The organism is [Clostridium] citroniae WAL-17108, from assembly GCF_000233455.1.
Lineage (GTDB): Bacteria > Bacillota > Clostridia > Lachnospirales > Lachnospiraceae > Enterocloster > Enterocloster citroniae.
On sequence record NZ_JH376423.1, the window covers coordinates 57,304 to 74,179 of the forward strand.

Annotated in this window: 12 protein-coding genes; 10 read left to right on the forward strand and 2 right to left on the reverse strand. The window is 50.1% G+C overall.

Annotated elements, in window-relative coordinates; all coding sequences use genetic code 11:
• Positions 1-10 precede the first annotated feature (10 nt).
• From HMPREF9469_RS15525 to HMPREF9469_RS15570, 10 genes are all read left to right on the forward strand, one after another.
• Entirely contained in the window at positions 11-1,342 is a 1,332-nt protein-coding gene (locus tag HMPREF9469_RS15525) for a DUF6034 family protein (RefSeq protein WP_157140304.1), read from the forward strand.
• Between the two features lie 196 nt (positions 1,343-1,538).
• Complete coding sequence (locus tag HMPREF9469_RS15530; RefSeq protein WP_007863556.1) at positions 1,539-2,873, forward strand: ABC transporter substrate-binding protein; 1,335 nt, start codon at positions 1,539-1,541, stop codon at positions 2,871-2,873.
• Positions 2,857-4,671, forward strand: coding sequence for a cache domain-containing sensor histidine kinase (locus tag HMPREF9469_RS15535; protein ID WP_007863558.1), 1,815 nt, complete (start codon positions 2,857-2,859; stop codon positions 4,669-4,671). Before HMPREF9469_RS15530 ends, HMPREF9469_RS15535 begins: the two co-directional genes overlap by 17 nt.
• A complete protein-coding gene (locus HMPREF9469_RS15540) occupies positions 4,672-6,243 on the forward strand; it encodes a response regulator (protein ID WP_007863560.1) in 1,572 nt (523 codons plus the stop codon).
• Positions 6,244-6,370: 127 nt separating this feature from the next.
• On the forward strand, positions 6,371-7,699 hold the full coding sequence (locus HMPREF9469_RS15545) for an ABC transporter substrate-binding protein (protein ID WP_007863562.1): 1,329 nt from the start codon (positions 6,371-6,373) through the stop codon (positions 7,697-7,699).
• A gap of 85 nt (positions 7,700-7,784) precedes the next feature.
• A complete protein-coding gene (locus tag HMPREF9469_RS15550; protein ID WP_007863564.1) occupies positions 7,785-8,687 on the forward strand; it encodes a carbohydrate ABC transporter permease in 903 nt (300 codons plus the stop codon).
• Positions 8,688-8,697: 10 nt separating this feature from the next.
• Positions 8,698-9,540 (forward strand): carbohydrate ABC transporter permease, encoded by an 843-nt coding sequence (locus HMPREF9469_RS15555; protein ID WP_007863565.1) that lies wholly within the window; start codon positions 8,698-8,700, stop codon positions 9,538-9,540.
• A 6-nt stretch (positions 9,541-9,546) separates the two neighbouring features.
• Complete coding sequence (locus HMPREF9469_RS15560) at positions 9,547-11,667, forward strand: glycoside hydrolase family 36 protein (protein ID WP_007863566.1); 2,121 nt, start codon at positions 9,547-9,549, stop codon at positions 11,665-11,667.
• Between the two features lie 177 nt (positions 11,668-11,844).
• Positions 11,845-12,693 (forward strand): helix-turn-helix domain-containing protein, encoded by an 849-nt coding sequence (locus tag HMPREF9469_RS15565; protein ID WP_007863568.1) that lies wholly within the window; start codon positions 11,845-11,847, stop codon positions 12,691-12,693.
• On the forward strand, positions 12,686-14,779 hold the full coding sequence (locus HMPREF9469_RS15570) for a HelD family protein (protein WP_007863569.1): 2,094 nt from the start codon (positions 12,686-12,688) through the stop codon (positions 14,777-14,779). Before HMPREF9469_RS15565 ends, HMPREF9469_RS15570 begins: the two co-directional genes overlap by 8 nt.
• Before the next feature lie 82 nt (positions 14,780-14,861).
• Here HMPREF9469_RS15570 and HMPREF9469_RS15575 read toward each other — a convergent pair whose 3' ends face one another.
• Together HMPREF9469_RS15575 and HMPREF9469_RS15580 are read right to left on the reverse strand one after the other, a co-directional pair.
• Positions 14,862-16,184 carry a sensor histidine kinase gene (locus HMPREF9469_RS15575; protein ID WP_007863570.1) on the reverse strand — a complete coding sequence of 441 codons (1,323 nt, stop codon included), beginning with the start codon at positions 16,182-16,184 and terminating at the stop codon, positions 14,862-14,864.
• On the reverse strand, positions 16,181-16,864 hold the full coding sequence (locus HMPREF9469_RS15580; protein ID WP_007863571.1) for a response regulator transcription factor: 684 nt from the start codon (positions 16,862-16,864) through the stop codon (positions 16,181-16,183). The genes HMPREF9469_RS15575 and HMPREF9469_RS15580 overlap by 4 nt, the downstream gene beginning before the upstream one ends.
• Positions 16,865-16,876 lie beyond the last annotated feature (12 nt).

The window sequence follows — 16,876 nt, forward strand, 5'->3', positions numbered from 1 at the left end:
TGAAGAGACAGTGAAACGGAAAGAAAAACGGTCCCTTCTTTTGAGCATGGTCCTGGCCGCAGTTCTTCTTGGGGGCTGCGGGGGAACGGAGGAGCCAAAGGTGATCGGTGAGGAGACGGATGTTGTTTCCGGGCAGCAGACCGGGGATCACAACAAGGAACGTGTTCCGGGTACAGAGAACGGGGGTACTGAGGGGGAACAGATCCAGGAACAGGTACAGGCACCGGAATATTATAAGGCAGAGGTCAAGGGGGGCGGACTGCTTCTTTCAGCGGATGCACTTGTAACAGTGCCGGATGTGCGGGCAGCCGGTTCAGGAACCTCCGGCTCCGTGAATTTTACAAACGAAGAGTATTCTGCGGTGAAGAAAGCCCTGGAGGACCAGATGGGTATTAAATGGGGAGAGGAGCACAGCGAATCACTGCAGCCGGTTCCGCTGGAGGGAACGGAGGAACTGTTAAAACAGACAGGGACCAGCACCACAGCCAGGGGGATTAGCCCATCGGAAGATGAATACATGATTTCTTACCAGACAATGGGGGAGGAGATCACATTCCCCACCTCCATTATCTGGGTTACAAAAACGGAGAATGACGGCCGCAGCACGTCCAGACCTGCCCGCATTTTTGGGACGGGAGAGACTATGGAAGGACAGCCGGAAGAAAAGGACACACAGCTGGAGGAAAAAGCGGAAGCGCTGATCCGGGCCATTGGCTTTAAGGATTATCAGATATGCCGGGGAAGATGGAGGGAATCTTATTATGAGTTAAGGGGCAGGTCATGGTCGGAGAATGATTATTGTGTTTCCTTTACGCCGGTGGTAAAGGGAATCAGCTGCACCAGGCCGGAGGTGAGCCTTTTGGGAAACTCATACATAAAAGGCCCGTATATTGACGTGTTTTACGGTGAGGATGGAACCCTGAACCAGCTGAAGATCATTGGGAAAGAGGAGGTAAAGGAGGTGGGAGGCGGAGAGTTTCTGCTGCCCTTTGAGGCCGTGCACCAACTCTTTGAGCAGTATTGCAAAGACTATTTTACCCCCGGCAGCAGTGGCGGGGCAGCTGCACAGACGTCCATGGCCGGTGAAGGGACCACAATGGAGGAGGTGTATGTAAATGTTAAAAGTGTAAAACTGGAATATGTCTTCTCCCTTCCAAAGGATGATACAAAGGAGGAACTGGAACTGATCCCTGTATGGAATTTTTACGGCAGCCTTGAAAAGACACCCTTCCTTACATCCACGGAGGACAGCCGGGAGACCGTATACTGGACCGCCAGGCAGGAGCCGGAAGGGCGCATCCTTTCCATACGGGCTGATGACGGACAGATTTTGGCTGATTGACTTTTGTGCGGATAAACCATTTGCGGACCTGAGATGGATTATTCTTGAGATGATATGATAAAACTGCTATACTCGAAGTGCGGGCCGGATCTTTTGGTCCGCACTTCGAGTATATTGCATGATCCCGGTGATGCCCGGATGCCCTTATCCGGACCAAAGGCAGCTGATTAAATGGCAAGGAGCAGAGAATAAGAAGATGAAAAACAGGGTGAAGAGAGGATTAGCCGCAGTAGCCGCGTGTGTGATTGTTAGTTTATGCGGCTGTTCCCAAAGTGTCCGGGTTCCCGAAACCGATGCAAGGACGGAAGCCGGTTTGGAGAAGATAAAGCTGGAGGTTTTTTATTCCAGGGACGATATCACGTGGTCCCTTGTAATGGACGACCTTTGCAGTAAGTTTGAGAATGAGAACCCGGACATAGATCTGGAACTGCAGGATGGGGGAAGCGGGATCTATGAGGAGAGCTTAAAGGTCAAGGAAGCCTTAAATGAATTTCCGGATCTGTTTGAGATACAGAATGTGGACGGTTACGTGGCCAATGACCGTCTTGGTCCCATACCGCCTTCTGTCAGCAGTCTCATAGAGGAACCGGTCTATAGGAACGGGACGGTCTATACAGTTCCCCTCTATACAACCACATACGGCATTATCTATAATCAGGTGCTGTTTAAAAAGTATCACCTTCAGGCGCCCCAGACCTATGAGGAATTTCTGGAAATATGCCGAACCCTCAGCAGCCACGGGGTGGTGCCCCTGATGTGTGGCGGGACAAAGGAGGACAGCATCGCCTACTGGCTGAATTATTTTTATCAGAAGAATGTGCTTCCAAGTGCCGGGGAACAGGGGGTCCGTTCCCCGGATTTTACGGCTCCCGGCTACATGGACATGCTGGGGGATTTTGAACGTCTGATGGACAGCAGGTATGTGCTGAAGGATTCCGTGTATATGAATGACAGCCAGATCATTTCCCAGTTCCTGGACTCCCAGGTTGCGATGTATTACACAAAACCCAGTTTTATCGCCAATATCATACTGGCGGATCCGGACTGTATGAGTTCCACAAAAGACAACATGGGAGTGGAGATAGAGGATGACAGCAGTACGGTGCGCCTGGCATGGTTTTTTGTTCCCACAGGAAATGGGGATATGGTGGCCACAAGGGAGATCGGTTCCCAGCTGGCCATTTCCAAGGAGTGTGCCCAGGACCCGGCCCGGTATCAGGCAGCGGAGCGGTACCTGAAGTTTTTATTTGAGGATGAAAATTACCGGGGGATCCTGAAATCCATGTATGGATTCCAGACCACGAAAAAAAGGGTATTGTATCCGGCTCCATCAGTGCAGCAATATCTGATCATTGATTACCGTTATGCCAGGAAAGAGGAGTCTTTTTTGGATGCCGATCATATTTCCGGCAGTTTTAGGGGGGAGTTGTCCAAGGCGCTGTATCTGCTCCTGGGCCATTCCATGACAGTGGAGGAAACTGCCCGTTATCTCAATACAAAGTGGAGTGAGACAAGTGAAAAGGAAAAATAAAAGATATATCAGTATCTTTACAAAGTCGGTGATCGCATTTTTAGGTCTGGGTTTTCTTCCATTTATGGTCATCAGTCTGACTGTATTTAAAAAGAATATTGACAAGGTAACGGAGACCGCCATACACAACGCATCCCAGATCACAAAGGGCATCAATGACGACATAGCGGTGCTGCTGGAGGAGATCAGTGATCACAGCAAGTATCTCTATGAGTATGAGGCTGATGATTACGGATATTTTTATGAGATCATGACCAATGACGCTATCTCGGATATTTTAAGGGAAAATCTGGTGGAGGACGCCCTGAAAAAGATATTGTACAGGAATGACTCCATTAACCATGTGTATTTTATTGACACAAAGGGAAAGGTCTATTCCTCCACCAAGGCACCGGAGAAGATCGTAAACCAAAAGCTCATGGATGAATGGGGAAATGCCCATTATGTTCCTGAGAAAAACGCGGTTACCATCATTCCCACCCATGGCACGGAGTATTATTTTAATTCTTCCAAAGAGAACTTTACCTATGTACGGAACATCATGAACACGCGCTCCATTGAATCCGCAAGCAGGGAGATACTGGGCACCTTATACATTGATGTAAGCGCGGACAGCTTCCAGACCATTATAGATGAAGCAGGTCTGGTGGGCAATGACCATATCTTTGTCTGCGATTGGGGCAGGGACGCCCTGATCTACAGCAATTACAGCGGCACAGAGGCGGCGGAGGACTATGGGAAAATGAAAAAGGATTTTTCGCCCGAAGACCGTAAATTCTGCCTGAAATCAGACCAGATGTATTATATCGGCTACAACATGAAACAGACGGACTGGGCCGTGGTGGAAAAGCTTCCCTTTTCAAACCTGGAAAAGACGTATCAGTCCATTATCCGGAGCACCGTTTACCTGGTGCTGGTGAGTATTGCCCTTTTGATGATCCTGTATTATTTTAACTCAAAGACCACCGCAAAGCCGATCCGGCTGTTAAAAGACGCCATGGATAAGATCAAGGCGGGAAAGCTGGAGACCCGTGTGGATATCAGGTCTAATGATGAACTGGGAGTTCTTGCGGATGGGCTGAATAATATGACGGAACAGCTTCAAAAGCACATAGAGAAGGTCTATATTTCGGAGATCCGCCAGAAGGAAGCCCAGATCAAAGCGCTGACGGCCCAGATACAGCCCCATTACCTGTATAATACACTGGATGCGATCCGCATGTCCGCCATTACCAATGATGACCATGATACGGCGCTGATGCTGGAAAGCCTGTCAGCCCAGATGCGTTATCTGATCGGGGATGCCAGAAGCCTGGTGACCCTGAAGGAGGAGCTGGACAGTATCCGGAATTATTTTATCATTATACAGATCCGGTATGAGAATGCCGTTCAGCTGGAGATCAACGGGAAAAATGAGACCTTAAAATGCAGGATACCGCGCCTGACCCTGCAGCCGATTATTGAAAATTCCGTCAAGTACGGGATCTCACCCAGGGGAGAGGGGAGCATAGCTGTCTATACGGAGAAAAAACAGGAATACCTGGAGATTACCGTTCTGGACGATGGGGTGGGAATGGACGGGGAGACGCTGGCTTATGTGAACGGCGTCTTAAAGGGAACCGTGATCCAGGAACGGACAGAGGAACGCAGGTTCAGTATTGGCCTTAAGAATATCGAGGACAGGATCAAGCTGCAGTTTGGCGACTGCTATGGGATCCGGCTTGACAGCACGCCGGGGCTGGGCACGCTTGTGCATGTGAAATTACCGGTCTACTATGGAGAAGGAGAGGGAGATTAGATGTTTTCAGTGGTGATAGCAGATGATGAACCCCTTATCATAAAGGGGTTGATGAAGATGGTGGATTGGGAGAAATTAAATACCCAGGTGATCGGCACGTCCAGGAACGGGGAGCAGCTGATCCGCCAGATCGATGAGATGTCGCCGGATATTATTATCTCAGACATTTCCATGCCCCATCAATCAGGAATCGATGTGATCAAGTACATAAATGAAAAGGGACTTAAGTCCAAGGTTATCTTTTTAAGCGCTTTCCAGGAATTTGAGTATGCGAAACAGGCGCTCCGGTACGGTGTGATCGAGTATTTATTGAAGCCTGTGACAAAGGAGGAACTGGAGCTTTCAATCATAAAGGCGGAACGGGCGTTAAAGGATAACCTTTCCCTGGAGTATCTGCAGGAGGATGCCAAAAGCGCACAGGCTGTTTTCAAGGCGGTCACATCAGAATATGAGTATCAGGATCTGTATAAAAAGTTTGAGCAAATGGGGGTGCCCACATCAGATGCCAGCTACACGGGGGTGTGCTTTTCCGCCGTGGAAGACAGAGGTAGGGCGGAGAAAAACCGCAGCGAGTTTGAACTTTTAAGGTTTACTGTGTTTAAGAAGATCGAGGATCATGCGGTAAAGCGTAAAAACGGATTCTGCCTGAAACGGGAGGCGGATTTCTGCAACATGATATTTTTCTATGGAAAAAATCAGGAGGAAACGATCCTGACGGATGTGAAGGCTTTGATCAGGACCATGGAACGTGAGTACGGGATCCGTCTGACCGCCGGTATTGGCAAACGGACGGACAGCTTATCAGATCTTAAATTTGCTTATAAAACAGCTGCATTTGCCTGTAACCTGTACTATTTCAAACAGGATCCGGTGATCATCTACGACAGGATCAATAAGGAATACCACCATTCCTTTGACGACTACAACGAGGCGTACTCTGCACTGGTAAAGGCCATCCTCCTGCGCGATGACATGTGGCTGGATCAGCTGAAGCAATGCCTGGAGCTGATCGGCGAACTTCACTATGGCAACCGGGTGGTTGCGGAAAACAGGTGCGTGGCCCTTCTCATGGAGCTGCTTCGTGAACTGGGGAATTACTGCCGTCTGGATGAGGAGGACAGGCATAAGTATGAAGGATTTGTGTCAGGGATCAGAAGCGTTGTCACCTTTCAAAAGGTAAAGGCAATGATTCTGCGTTATCTGGAACAGTTTGTGGAAAAAACCGTGTTTTCCAATCTCGGAAATGAAAATGAGACTATTAGAGGGATCAAGTTCTATATCAGGGAGAACTATGACCAGGAGATCAACCTGAGATCACTGTCACAGCATTTTTTTATGAACCAATATTATTTCAGTTCCTTTTTTAAGCAGAAGACAGGTAAGAATTTTAAGGATTACCTGGTTGAGGTGAGAATGCAGAAAGCATTGGAGCTGCTGTTGGAAAACAGCGGGATGAGCACCCAGGAGCTGGCCAGGAAGGTGGGCTATAATGATGCAAAGAGTTTTTCTGAGAAATTCAGGCAGTATTACGGGGAAAGCCCGGTCAATTATAAGAAGATAAATAAAATGTGAGAAAAGGGGTATTTTTAATAAAAAAGGGGGCGTTTTTAACAGGCGTCTCCTCTTTTATTGCAGAAGAACAGAGGGTGTGGTATGGTCGGTTTATCAAAAATGTTTGGAGAAGAAAGGGGTATTTAATATGAAAAAAGTGATGGCTTCTGTATTGGCTCTTACCATGGCGGTTTCACTGGCAGCATGCGGCTCATCTCCTGAGAAGACCCAGGAACCTAAAAGCGAGGCGGCTTCCACGTCCGGACAGGGACAGCAGGACACTGCAAAAAAGGGAGAGGGTCAGACCATAGAGGTGTGGACCCAGTGGACAGCGGGAAGTGATAAAGAGACTTATTCCCTGGAAATGATCAAAAAGTTTGAGGAGGAGACCGGGTACAAGGTAAACTGTACAAACTTCACCTACGATATGCTTCACGAAAAGGTATTGACCGCAGCGGCAGGGGGGAATGTGCCCGACTGCGCATGGGGGCTTCCCGAATACATCGGAGAGTTTTACAACATGGGGATCCTGGAGGACCTGACGGATGAATTTAATGCATGGGATGAAAAGGACGTGTTCAGCGAGTCGGTTGTGAAAGCCATGAGCATGGACGGCCAGGTGGTGGCAATGCCATATGAAATGTCGGTCCGCGCTTTCCTGGTACATGAAGGTGACTTTGAAGCAGCAGGCATGGAGGTCCCGGCTACCTGGGAGGACCTGCTGAACATGGAGGGCTACTACGATGCCCAGGGTAAATATCCCTTTGAGATCACGGGAAGCGGCGTGCGCGCAGCGCAGGAGCTGCTGGTGTATCTGGCACAGAGCGGCGTGGAGATCGCCACTCTTCAGGAGGACGGACTGTATAAAAACACATGGAATGAAAATCCGGACCAGCTGGACAAGGCTGCCAAGGTATTCCAGTTCTACAAGGATCTGATTGACAAGGGGATCGTAAATCCCAGCGCCAGGAACTGGACCTGGGAAGAGACAGATGAGAACCTTTGTACAGGGCTGGTTTCCTCCCATGTGTCCGGCAACTGGCTGAGAAATAAGGAAAGCCAAAACCCGGAAACCATGAAGGACATGGGCGCTTATGCCATTCCTTACCCTGAGGGGAGCAAACCATACACATACATGGAGTGCAAACCAATGTTTGTCTTTAAAGACAGCAAGAATAAAGAGGGCGCCGTGGAACTGATGAAGGCCATTGCAGGAAAAGAGTGGCAGGAAAAAGTATGGGCTTACGGATCTCCCAGAAGCGATGTATATTCTGAGAGTATATGGAGCAAAGGATTTTCTGACATCGGGGCGGAAGGGATCTCCTTCCCGGGGGTTACGCTTGCCGGCGTGACGCAGGCCATGAACGATTCCATTGCCAAGGTGCTTCAGGAGGGAAAGACACCGCAGGAGGCAGCGGCATGGCTCAGCGATGCGGTCAATGCATCCCTGTCAGACACCGGGGAACTGAGTAAATAGCAGACGGTAATGTCCCGAAAGCTGAGTGGTAAATATAATCTGGCTTTTGGGACATTTTTTCATCAAGACGAGGGGGAGATGTTCCTTGAAAATAAGTAAAATGACCAGAAGCAAAAGAAAAAAAATGACAGTTCTGATCCTGATCCTGCCGGCTCTGGTTTTTCTGGTTTCTTTAAAAGGGTATCCGCTTTTAAAGGTGATCCACGACTCCTTTTTCCACGTGAGCCTGATCAAGCCGGGCACCGGATTTGCGGGGCTGGATAATTTTAAGACCATCATGGCGGATGAACGGTTTAAGCAGACCGTGGTCAATACCATATACTGGACCGTTTTTTCCGTATTGGGGGAGTATCTTGTGGGAATGATCACGGCAATCCTCTTAAACAGGGAGTTTAAGGGCAGGGCGTTTTTCAGGACCATGATCTTTATACCATGGCTGGTTCCCATCATTGTGGCAGGCATGACCTGGGACTGGATGCTTAACACGGAATTCGGAATTGTCAATTTCATGCTTAAAACCTTACATATAACAAGCAGTCCCATCGATTTTCTGGGAGATGCAAAATACGCCATGGCTGTGGTGATCCTGATCAATATTTGGAGATCCTTTCCTTACTATACCATTTCATTTTTATCAGCCATGCAGTCCATTTCCGGCGACCTGATGGAAGCGGCCGCCATTGACGGGGCAGGTGTCATTAAACGGTTTTTCTATATCACCCTTCCTCAGCTGAAATCCGTGTCCCTGGTGATTGTTTTCCTGCACATTATCTGGACCGCGATCAACTTTGATTTTATATGGATCCTTACAGAGGGCGGTCCCAATTATGCAACCCAGACACTGCCCATTATGATCTACAGGTACTCCATGAAGAAATTTAACGTAGGCGCTGCATCCGCCCTTTCAACCATGATGTTTGCAGTGATGGCAGTTATATTTGTGGTGTATTACAGGCAGAGAATGAAGATCAGCGAGTCCCTGGAATAGGAGGTATAGAATGATCAGCAAGAAAAAAAGATTTTATATAAATATTATTTCCTATCTGCTGCTAATACTGTTTGCATTCATCTGCGTGTTCCCTTTTTATTGGATGATCCTTTCCGCGCTGAAACCGGATTCGGAGATACGGTCGGCGTTCCCTTCCCTGATCACCAGGATGCCTACGCTTAAGAACTTTACAAAAGTACTCTACACAGCAGGATTTTTAAAATACATTAAGAACAGTTTTCTGGTTTCCATCATTGCATGCTTTGTGTCCATGGTGATCGCCGTCATGGCCGGTTATGCATTCAGCCGTTATTACAAGGAACGGATGATCAAGATATCCAATTTCGCCATGCTGGTATCCCAGATGATCCCCGGTGTGCTTTTGCTGGTCCCCCTTTATATGATCATGCGGAACTTCGGGTTTTTGGAATCCTATATCTCACTGATCTTGTCCTACACCACGTTTGTCATTCCTCTTTGTACCTTCATGATGAGCAGTTTCTTTGACACAGTGCCCATTACGCTGGAGGAAGCGGCGGAAATAGACGGGACCAACAAGTTTCAGATGATGGTTAAGATTATACTGCCCATATCCATACCCAGCCTGGTGTCCACAGGGCTGTACGCATTTATCCAGGCGTGGAATGAATTTATGTTTGGTTACATTTTTATTTCCACGGATCAATACAGGACCCTGACGCCTGCGATCATGCTGTTTAAAGGCTCCAATATCATAGACTGGGGAGGCCTGATGGCAGCATCCGTTGTGGCGGTGCTCCCGGTCACATGTTTATTCCTTTTTATGCAAAAATACTTTTTATCCGGCCTGATGAGCGGATCTGTGAAAGGATGAGTTAAGATGAGACGAATAGAGATCAGTGAAAACAACATAAACCTGGTAATGGAACTAACGGATGAGCAGGAGATAAAGCTGCTTCATTTCTCCGCCCTTCCCTTTGAAGAAAAGGATCTGGTATCCAGGAACGGGCTGCTGCCCTTTACCTTGGTGGAAATGTCCGTGACCGGCCTTAACCGGCTGGGCAAGCTCCACGGGGATAATTATGTCAGGACAGCGCCGGGCTGCCGCCTGAAATTTAAGGATTTTAAAGACTGCAGGAATCAGAACGGAAGAAAACTGGAGATCATCACATTTGACCAGCCTACCGGGCTGGAGGTGCACAGCCATATGCAGTTTTATGACGGGATATCCATTGTCCGTTCCTGGAGCCAGGTGGTGAACAAAGGGGATAAGGCGTGGGGGATCGAGTATCTGTCCTCCTTTGTCCTGACAGGCGTTACAAAGGAGGGGCTTCAGAATGCGGACAAAAAGATGAAGCTGTTCCTTCCCAGAAATGGCTGGCAAAAGGAGTTCCACTGGAATGAGTTTACATTGGATGAACTGGGCATGTCCCTGGCCCAGCCCGAGGATTTCCACCGTTCCTCCACAACCATTGGGATCGGGAACACCGGCTCCTGGTCTACCAAGGAGTACCTGCCCGTGGGATATCTGCGGAATGAGGAGATGAACAGCGGTTTATTCTGGCAGATCGAGCACAACGGTTCCTGGTACTGGGAGATCAGCGATGAGGACGGGCAGTATTATTTAAAACTCAGCGGCCCCACAGAGCTGCACAACCACTGGTGGATCCGGTTAAACCCCGGAGAGTCCTTTACAACCGTCACCGCAGCAGTGGGTTCTGCGATTGGAGGAATGGACGAGGCCTGGGCGGAGCTGACAAAATACAGAAGGAGTATCCGGAGGAAAAACGCGGATGATGAGAACCTTCCTGTGATCTTTAATGATTATATGAATTGCCTGTTCGGGGACCCAACCACAAAAAAGGAACTTCCCATGATCAAACGGGCGGCTGAGATCGGCTGTGAATATTACTGCGTTGACTGCGGCTGGTATTCCCCAGGGCACTGGTGGGATAACGTGGGCCAGTGGATGCCCAGCAATGAGCGATTCCCGGGAGGCATCAAAGAGGTTATGGACTATATCCGCTCCTGCGGCATGGTGCCCGGGCTTTGGCTGGAGATAGAGGTAATGGGGGTCAATTGCCCGCTGGCTTCCCGGGTACCGGATGACTGGTATTTCAGGCGCCATGGGGAAAAGGTGGCTTACAGAAGCAGATACCAGCTGGATTTCAGAAACCCCCAGGTAAGGGAACATGCGACCAAAGTGATAGACCGTATGGTAAGGGAGTACGGGGTAGGATACATTAAGATGGATTATAACATTGAACCTGGGATCGGAACAGAGACAGGGGCGGACAGCTTTGGAGACGGACTGCTCCAGCATAACAGGGCATATTTAAGCTGGCTGGACACCATATTTGAAACATATCCCGACCTGGTGATCGAGAACTGTTCCAGCGGCGGTATGAGGATCGACTACGCCATGCTGAGCCGTCACAGTATCCAGTCCACAAGCGACCAGGAGGATTACATCAAATATGCAACCATTGCCGCCAATGCGCCCTCCGGCCTGACGCCTGAGCAGGCAGCGATCTGGTCCTATCCCATGACGGAGGGGGACGAGGAGGAGACCATATTCAACATGGTCAATGCAATCCTTCTCAGGATCCACCAGAGCGGCCATATACTGAACATGTCGGATTCCAGGGTGGAACTGATCAAAGAGGCGATCAGCTGTTATAAGAGCATCCGCGGCCACATAAAGGCTTCCCTGCCGTTCTGGCCCCTGGGATTCTCCCACTACATGGATCCATGGTCGGCCCTGGGATTAAGGTGCGGCAAAACCTCCTATGTGGCGGTGTGGAGAAGGACATCGGATCAGATCTGCCGGACCATACCGGTACCCCATCTGAAGGGAAGGGACGCAACACTGAGCCAGATCTATCCCTGTGGGGAACAGTATAAGTCGGAGTTTGTGTGGAATAAAGAAGACGGAAGCTTTTCCGTGAAAATGCCAAAGGAGTATACGGCAAGGCTGTTCCGTCTGGAAACAGCGGATTAACTGTAATCCGTTTTTTATGCTACCGCAAGATTTCTTAAGACAACCTCCATGTTTTTGTATATAATAATAACCGAGTGCTCTCGGAAACTCTTTGTACCTGGAGTTTCCGGGAGCATTGCCAATGTGTACTCTCAGAATCCCGGAGAGCACGCTCAACTTAAAAGGAGGTGATGGAGCTTGCAGCCCATTGAAGAAATCATATTGACTGTAAATTATATAGAAGCCAATCTCACCAGGAAGATCGATCTGGACATGATCGCACAGGCGGTCCATTATTCCAAATACCATCTGCACCGGGTGTTTTCCCACACGGTAGGACTGACCATACATGACTACATCCAGAGAAGGCAGCTGACCGAGGCCGGAAAGCTTCTGGTGTTTTCGGAAAAGTCCATTGTGGAGATCGCGCTTTTATCCGGTTACCAAAGCCAGCAGGCATTTACCAATGCTTTTACATCCATGTATAAAATACCGCCCAACAAATACAGGGAAAAGGAAAAATTCTATCCCCTGCAGTTAAAGTTTGAGTTTGACGGGAGGTATGATATGCTGAAGCGGCCGGAAAACAGGGCATGGGATATCCGGTATGCCACAAAGGAGGACATACCCGCCTGGATGGAGCTGGTGCGGCTGGTGATCGATGGCTTTCCCAACTTGCAGGAGGATACGTACATGGAGGTGCTGAGACAGCGGATACGCACAAACCAGGCGCTGATCGTAAAGGACGGGGTGACTGCTGTGGGAATTTTGCTGTTTTCCTGGGACACAGGGAGCATTGATTTTATGGGATGTCATCCCCTGTACAGGAAAATGGGGATTCCCAGGGCATTTCTGGACAAGGTAATGGGAGAACTGCTGACAGGCCAGGAAATCAGCATTACCACCTTCAGGGAAGGGGACAAGGCGGATAACGGACAGCGAAGGGAGATACAGGGGCTGGGGTTTGCGGAGGCAGAACTTTTGGAGGAATACGGTTACCCCACCCAGCGGTTTGTCCTTTCACAGGAGGTGCAAAAGGATGGGTGAGAGCGTGTTGGAAGAAGAGTCCAGGCATTTGCGGCAGGTTCATCAAAGGATCGGCCAGGCCCTGGAACAGGCAAAGGAATCCGTCCAAAAATCGGACAGAGAATACATGGACACCAAGCGCTACATGGCGGAGCACAGAGGGGACATCGATCCCCATGAGATGTTTCAGAATGAGCTTCTTTTAAAACAGACGGACCGCACCGGCGCCATGGCGGTGGAAATACTGGAACGGCTGAAAAAACTGAAGGATTCCCCTTACTTTGCAAGGATTGATTTCTGTGAAGCAGGGCAGGGGGAACCCTTCTCCTATTACATCGGGCGGTTTGCCTTAAACCATGACAGGGAACCTTTGGTCTTTGACTGGAGGGCGCCTGTATCCGGCATGTTTTATGACTGCGAGGTGGGACCGGCCACTTTCCAGGCCCCGGACGGAAGGATCCAGGGAGAGCTGACAAAAAAGCGGCAGTTTAAGATCAGGGGCGGGAAAATGGAGTATGCCCTGGAAACCTCATCCCATATCCAGGATGACGTGCTGCAAAAGGAGCTGAGCCATACCTCGGATGAAAAAATGAAATCCATTATCTCCACCATCCAGAAAGAACAGAACCGGATCATCCGCAATGAGAACCAGGGGACCATGATCATACAGGGAGTTGCGGGATCGGGAAAGACTTCCATCGCTCTTCATAGGATCGCTTACCTGCTCTACCGGTTTAAAAACAGGCTGAGCGCTAAAAATGTAACCATCCTGTCCCCCAACAGGGTATTTGGGGATTATATATCCAACGTAATACCGGAGCTGGGGGAGGAACCGATCTATGAACTGAGCTTTGAGGAACTGGCAGAGATCCAGCTGGAGGGCCGGATGGGGTTTGAGCCGGAACAGGATTTGGATCAGGAAGGGGATGCGGATGAAAGCCGGAGTGGTGATCCAGGTGAAAGCCGGGGCAAAAGCCGGAGTAGTGACCCGGGACGGGGGGAGAGGGAACGGTTTAAATCCACCCTGGATTTTGTCCGTCTTATGGATGCTTATATAGAGATGCTGCCGGATATGGTCTTTGCGCCAAAGGATTATACCTTTGGAAGATTTCGTGCAGATGCAAAATGGATCGGAAAGCGGTTTAAGGCATATGGAACCTTTCCGGTTAAACGGAGGCTTCTGATGGTTGCCGATGATATCCGGGACCGCTTTGACACAGAGAATATCATGGAGGATGAACTGCCCCGGCAGGGGGGGATCCTTAAAAGCCTTGCCTCCATGCTGACCATGAAGAACACACTGGCTGTTTACAGGGATTTCTATGAAAAGATAGGGAAAAAGGAACTGTTTGTCATGGCTGACAAAAAGACTTTGGAATGGGCGGATGTCTACCCCTTCCTGTACCTTCACGCGGCCTTTGAAGGGCTTAAGGAGAGCGGGATCACCAGACATCTGGTTATTGATGAGATGCAGGACTATACGCCGGTCCAGTACGCTGCCCTGAACCGGATGTTTCCTTGCCAGAAAACCATACTGGGGGATTTCGGACAGTTCATCCACCCAAACCACCTTCACACCCTGGAGGATCTCCTTCATCTGTATGAGGGGGCGGAGTTTGTCCGGCTAAATAAAAGCTACCGCTCCACGTATGAAATCATGACATTTGCCGGCCATATCCGGGCTGCATCCGGTCTGGAGCCGGTAAAACGCCATGGGGATGTTCCCGGGCTGGTCTCATGCAGGAATGAGGAGGAGGAGCTGTGCCGCATCATGGATTTGATACGGGATTTCAGGTCAGGGGACAATGCTTTGCTGGGCATTATCCTGAAAACCCACAGGGAGGCCGCAGAACTGTATGATCTTCTTTCAGAGGAATTTGAGGTGCATCTGATCGAACCGGAGAGTACCAGGTTCAGCAGCGGTATATCCGTTACCTCGGTGAAGATGGCCAAGGGCTTGGAATTTGACCAGGTCATTGTACCACATGCCTCTGACAGGAACTACAGGACAGACCATGACAGAAGCCTGCTCTACATAGCCTGCACCAGGGCCATGCACAGGCTGACACTTACATTTTCAGGAAAGAGGACGGGATTCATTGATTAGATTCCCGTCCTTGTTTCTTTAAGCATCCATTGCTGTATTTTGCCAAAACTACCTTGCAGATGCAGCCGCTCCCACAGGTGCCTTAGCAGTGCCCCATGGGAAGCCGCACACAGAAGCATGCCCCGCCGGAGGGGGAGTCGGATACGCTGATGGAGCCGCCGTGGAGCAGGACCAGTTCCCTGGCAATGCTCAGGCCCAGGCCGTAATGGAGTTTGTCGCTTCTGGCGCTGTCCGCCCTGTAAAACCGGTCAAATATATGTTTTTTCACCTCATCATCCATACCGCAGCCTTGGTCTGACACTGTCAGGCAAAGGCTGTTTTTCGTTCCGGATAAACGGTGTCTTTCCTGCTGTATCCTTGCCGAAATCCGGACCTCCCGTCCTGCGGGGGTGTGGCTGAGGGCGTTGTCCAAAAGGACGGAAAGGACTTGTTCCAGGCGGTTCCCATCACCTGTGATCGCCGGAAGGGAGGATTCGGGCAGGTCCAGATAAAGGGACACCCCCTTGTCGTTGTACATGGGTTCAAACCGTTCATAGACGCTGATCAGCAGGGTGTCCATGTCCAGCCGGTCTGTCTGGACCGTCCATGTCCCGGCATCTGCAGATGCCAGGACAAGCATGTCATTTACCAGAAAGGATAAACGTGAACATTCCATGTCGATATTTTTCATAAAATGCTCCTGTTTTTCCGGCGCAGCCGCAATGGCAGAAAGGCTGGAGCGGATCACCGCAAGGGGAGCACGCAGCTCATGGGAGGCAGCAGCAATAAATTCATTCTGCTTTTTCTGGTTTTCCGCAATGGGTTTTAAGGATCTGCCCACCAGGAACCAGCTTACAAGCATCAGGGCGGCAATCCCCGCGGTGTTGAGGAACAGGAACAGGATCCCCTGGCTGTATAAAAGGGAGGAGGCCGGATCTTTATAAGCCAGAAGGGTCAGGCTTTGGAAGCCCGACCGGGTGGGAAGCACCAGAACACTGGCCAGGTAGGAATCATTGTGATCTCCTGTGATTGTAAAAACGGAGGTGCGCAGCAGGGAGGAGGATACGGGACGCCTGGAAGAATCAATGTTCTGCGCCAGCGCGCCCTCTTTGGCCCGCTGGACCAGCCCAGCCCTGCCGCTTAAAGGATTCCAGGAACCGGGGTAGAGCAGGGGGATCCCATTGTCCTCAATCTGTATGATGAGCCTGCTGCCGCTTTCCAGCTGGGCCAGCCAGGTACAGCTGATGGTTGAACCGGCCTGGAGCCTGGAGGTGATGTTTAATATATGATTCTGAAAGGCGTCCAGGGTGTTTTTGTCAAATTCCCTGGCATTTACAATGAGGATTCCCGCCACTACCAGGGTGAGGATCAAACCCGTTGTTATGGTATAAAGCCCGGTGAGATTCCTTCTAAGCTTTTTGATCATGGATTGCCTCCTGCCTCAAGGCGGTAACCGGTTCCGTGTATGGTCTTGATCTGTACGGCTCCATTTACAGATTTTAGGCGCCTTCTTAAGAAATAGACGTAATTGTCCAGATTCCCTTCCTCCACCTCGGAGTCAGGCCCCCATATGTAAGAGAGGATCATTCCTCTGGTCAGGATCTGCCCTGCATTGCGGATCAGGTACTCCATAAGTGCGGATTCCCGTTTGCTCAGCTGGACCATGCCTGACGGTCCGGTCAGTTCCCGCTTTTCCGGATCCAGGCTTATATTGGAATAGGCTTTCGCGCGGGTTGGCTCCAGCTTTCCGGGCCGTCTGGTGACGGCGCGGATCCGGGCAAGGAGTTCCCCGGGCGCATATGGTTTGACCAGATAATCATCCGCCCCCGCGTCCAGGCCATCGATCCTGTCATTGATCCCGTCCAGGGCAGTGGTGATGATGACCGGGGTGGCAACACCCATCCGGCGAAGGCCGTTGAGCACGCTGAGCCCGTCCATCTGGGGCAGCATCCGGTCCAGCAGGATCACATCATATGGAAATTCCGCGGCATAATAAAATGCTTCCTGACCGGAACCGCAGCAGTCTGTTTCATATCCCGCTTTTTCCAGCTGCAGCTTAATGGCTTCACAAAGTTCTTTATCATCTTCAACCAGCAAAATTCTCATGATACGCTCCCC

Coding starts and splice junctions, on each gene's coding strand:
- HMPREF9469_RS15530 (WP_007863556.1), top strand. CDS start 1,539: ATGAAAAACAGGGTGAAGAGAGGATTAGCCGCAGTAGCCGCGTGTGTG.
- HMPREF9469_RS15540 (WP_007863560.1), top strand. CDS start 4,672: ATGTTTTCAGTGGTGATAGCAGATGATGAACCCCTTATCATAAAGGGG.
- HMPREF9469_RS15545 (WP_007863562.1), top strand. CDS start 6,371: ATGAAAAAAGTGATGGCTTCTGTATTGGCTCTTACCATGGCGGTTTCA.
- HMPREF9469_RS15555 (WP_007863565.1), top strand. CDS start 8,698: ATGATCAGCAAGAAAAAAAGATTTTATATAAATATTATTTCCTATCTG.
- HMPREF9469_RS15560 (WP_007863566.1), top strand. CDS start 9,547: ATGAGACGAATAGAGATCAGTGAAAACAACATAAACCTGGTAATGGAA.
- HMPREF9469_RS15570 (WP_007863569.1), top strand. CDS start 12,686: ATGGGTGAGAGCGTGTTGGAAGAAGAGTCCAGGCATTTGCGGCAGGTT.
- HMPREF9469_RS15575 (WP_007863570.1), bottom strand. CDS start 16,184: ATGATCAAAAAGCTTAGAAGGAATCTCACCGGGCTTTATACCATAACA.
- HMPREF9469_RS15580 (WP_007863571.1), bottom strand. CDS start 16,864: ATGAGAATTTTGCTGGTTGAAGATGATAAAGAACTTTGTGAAGCCATT.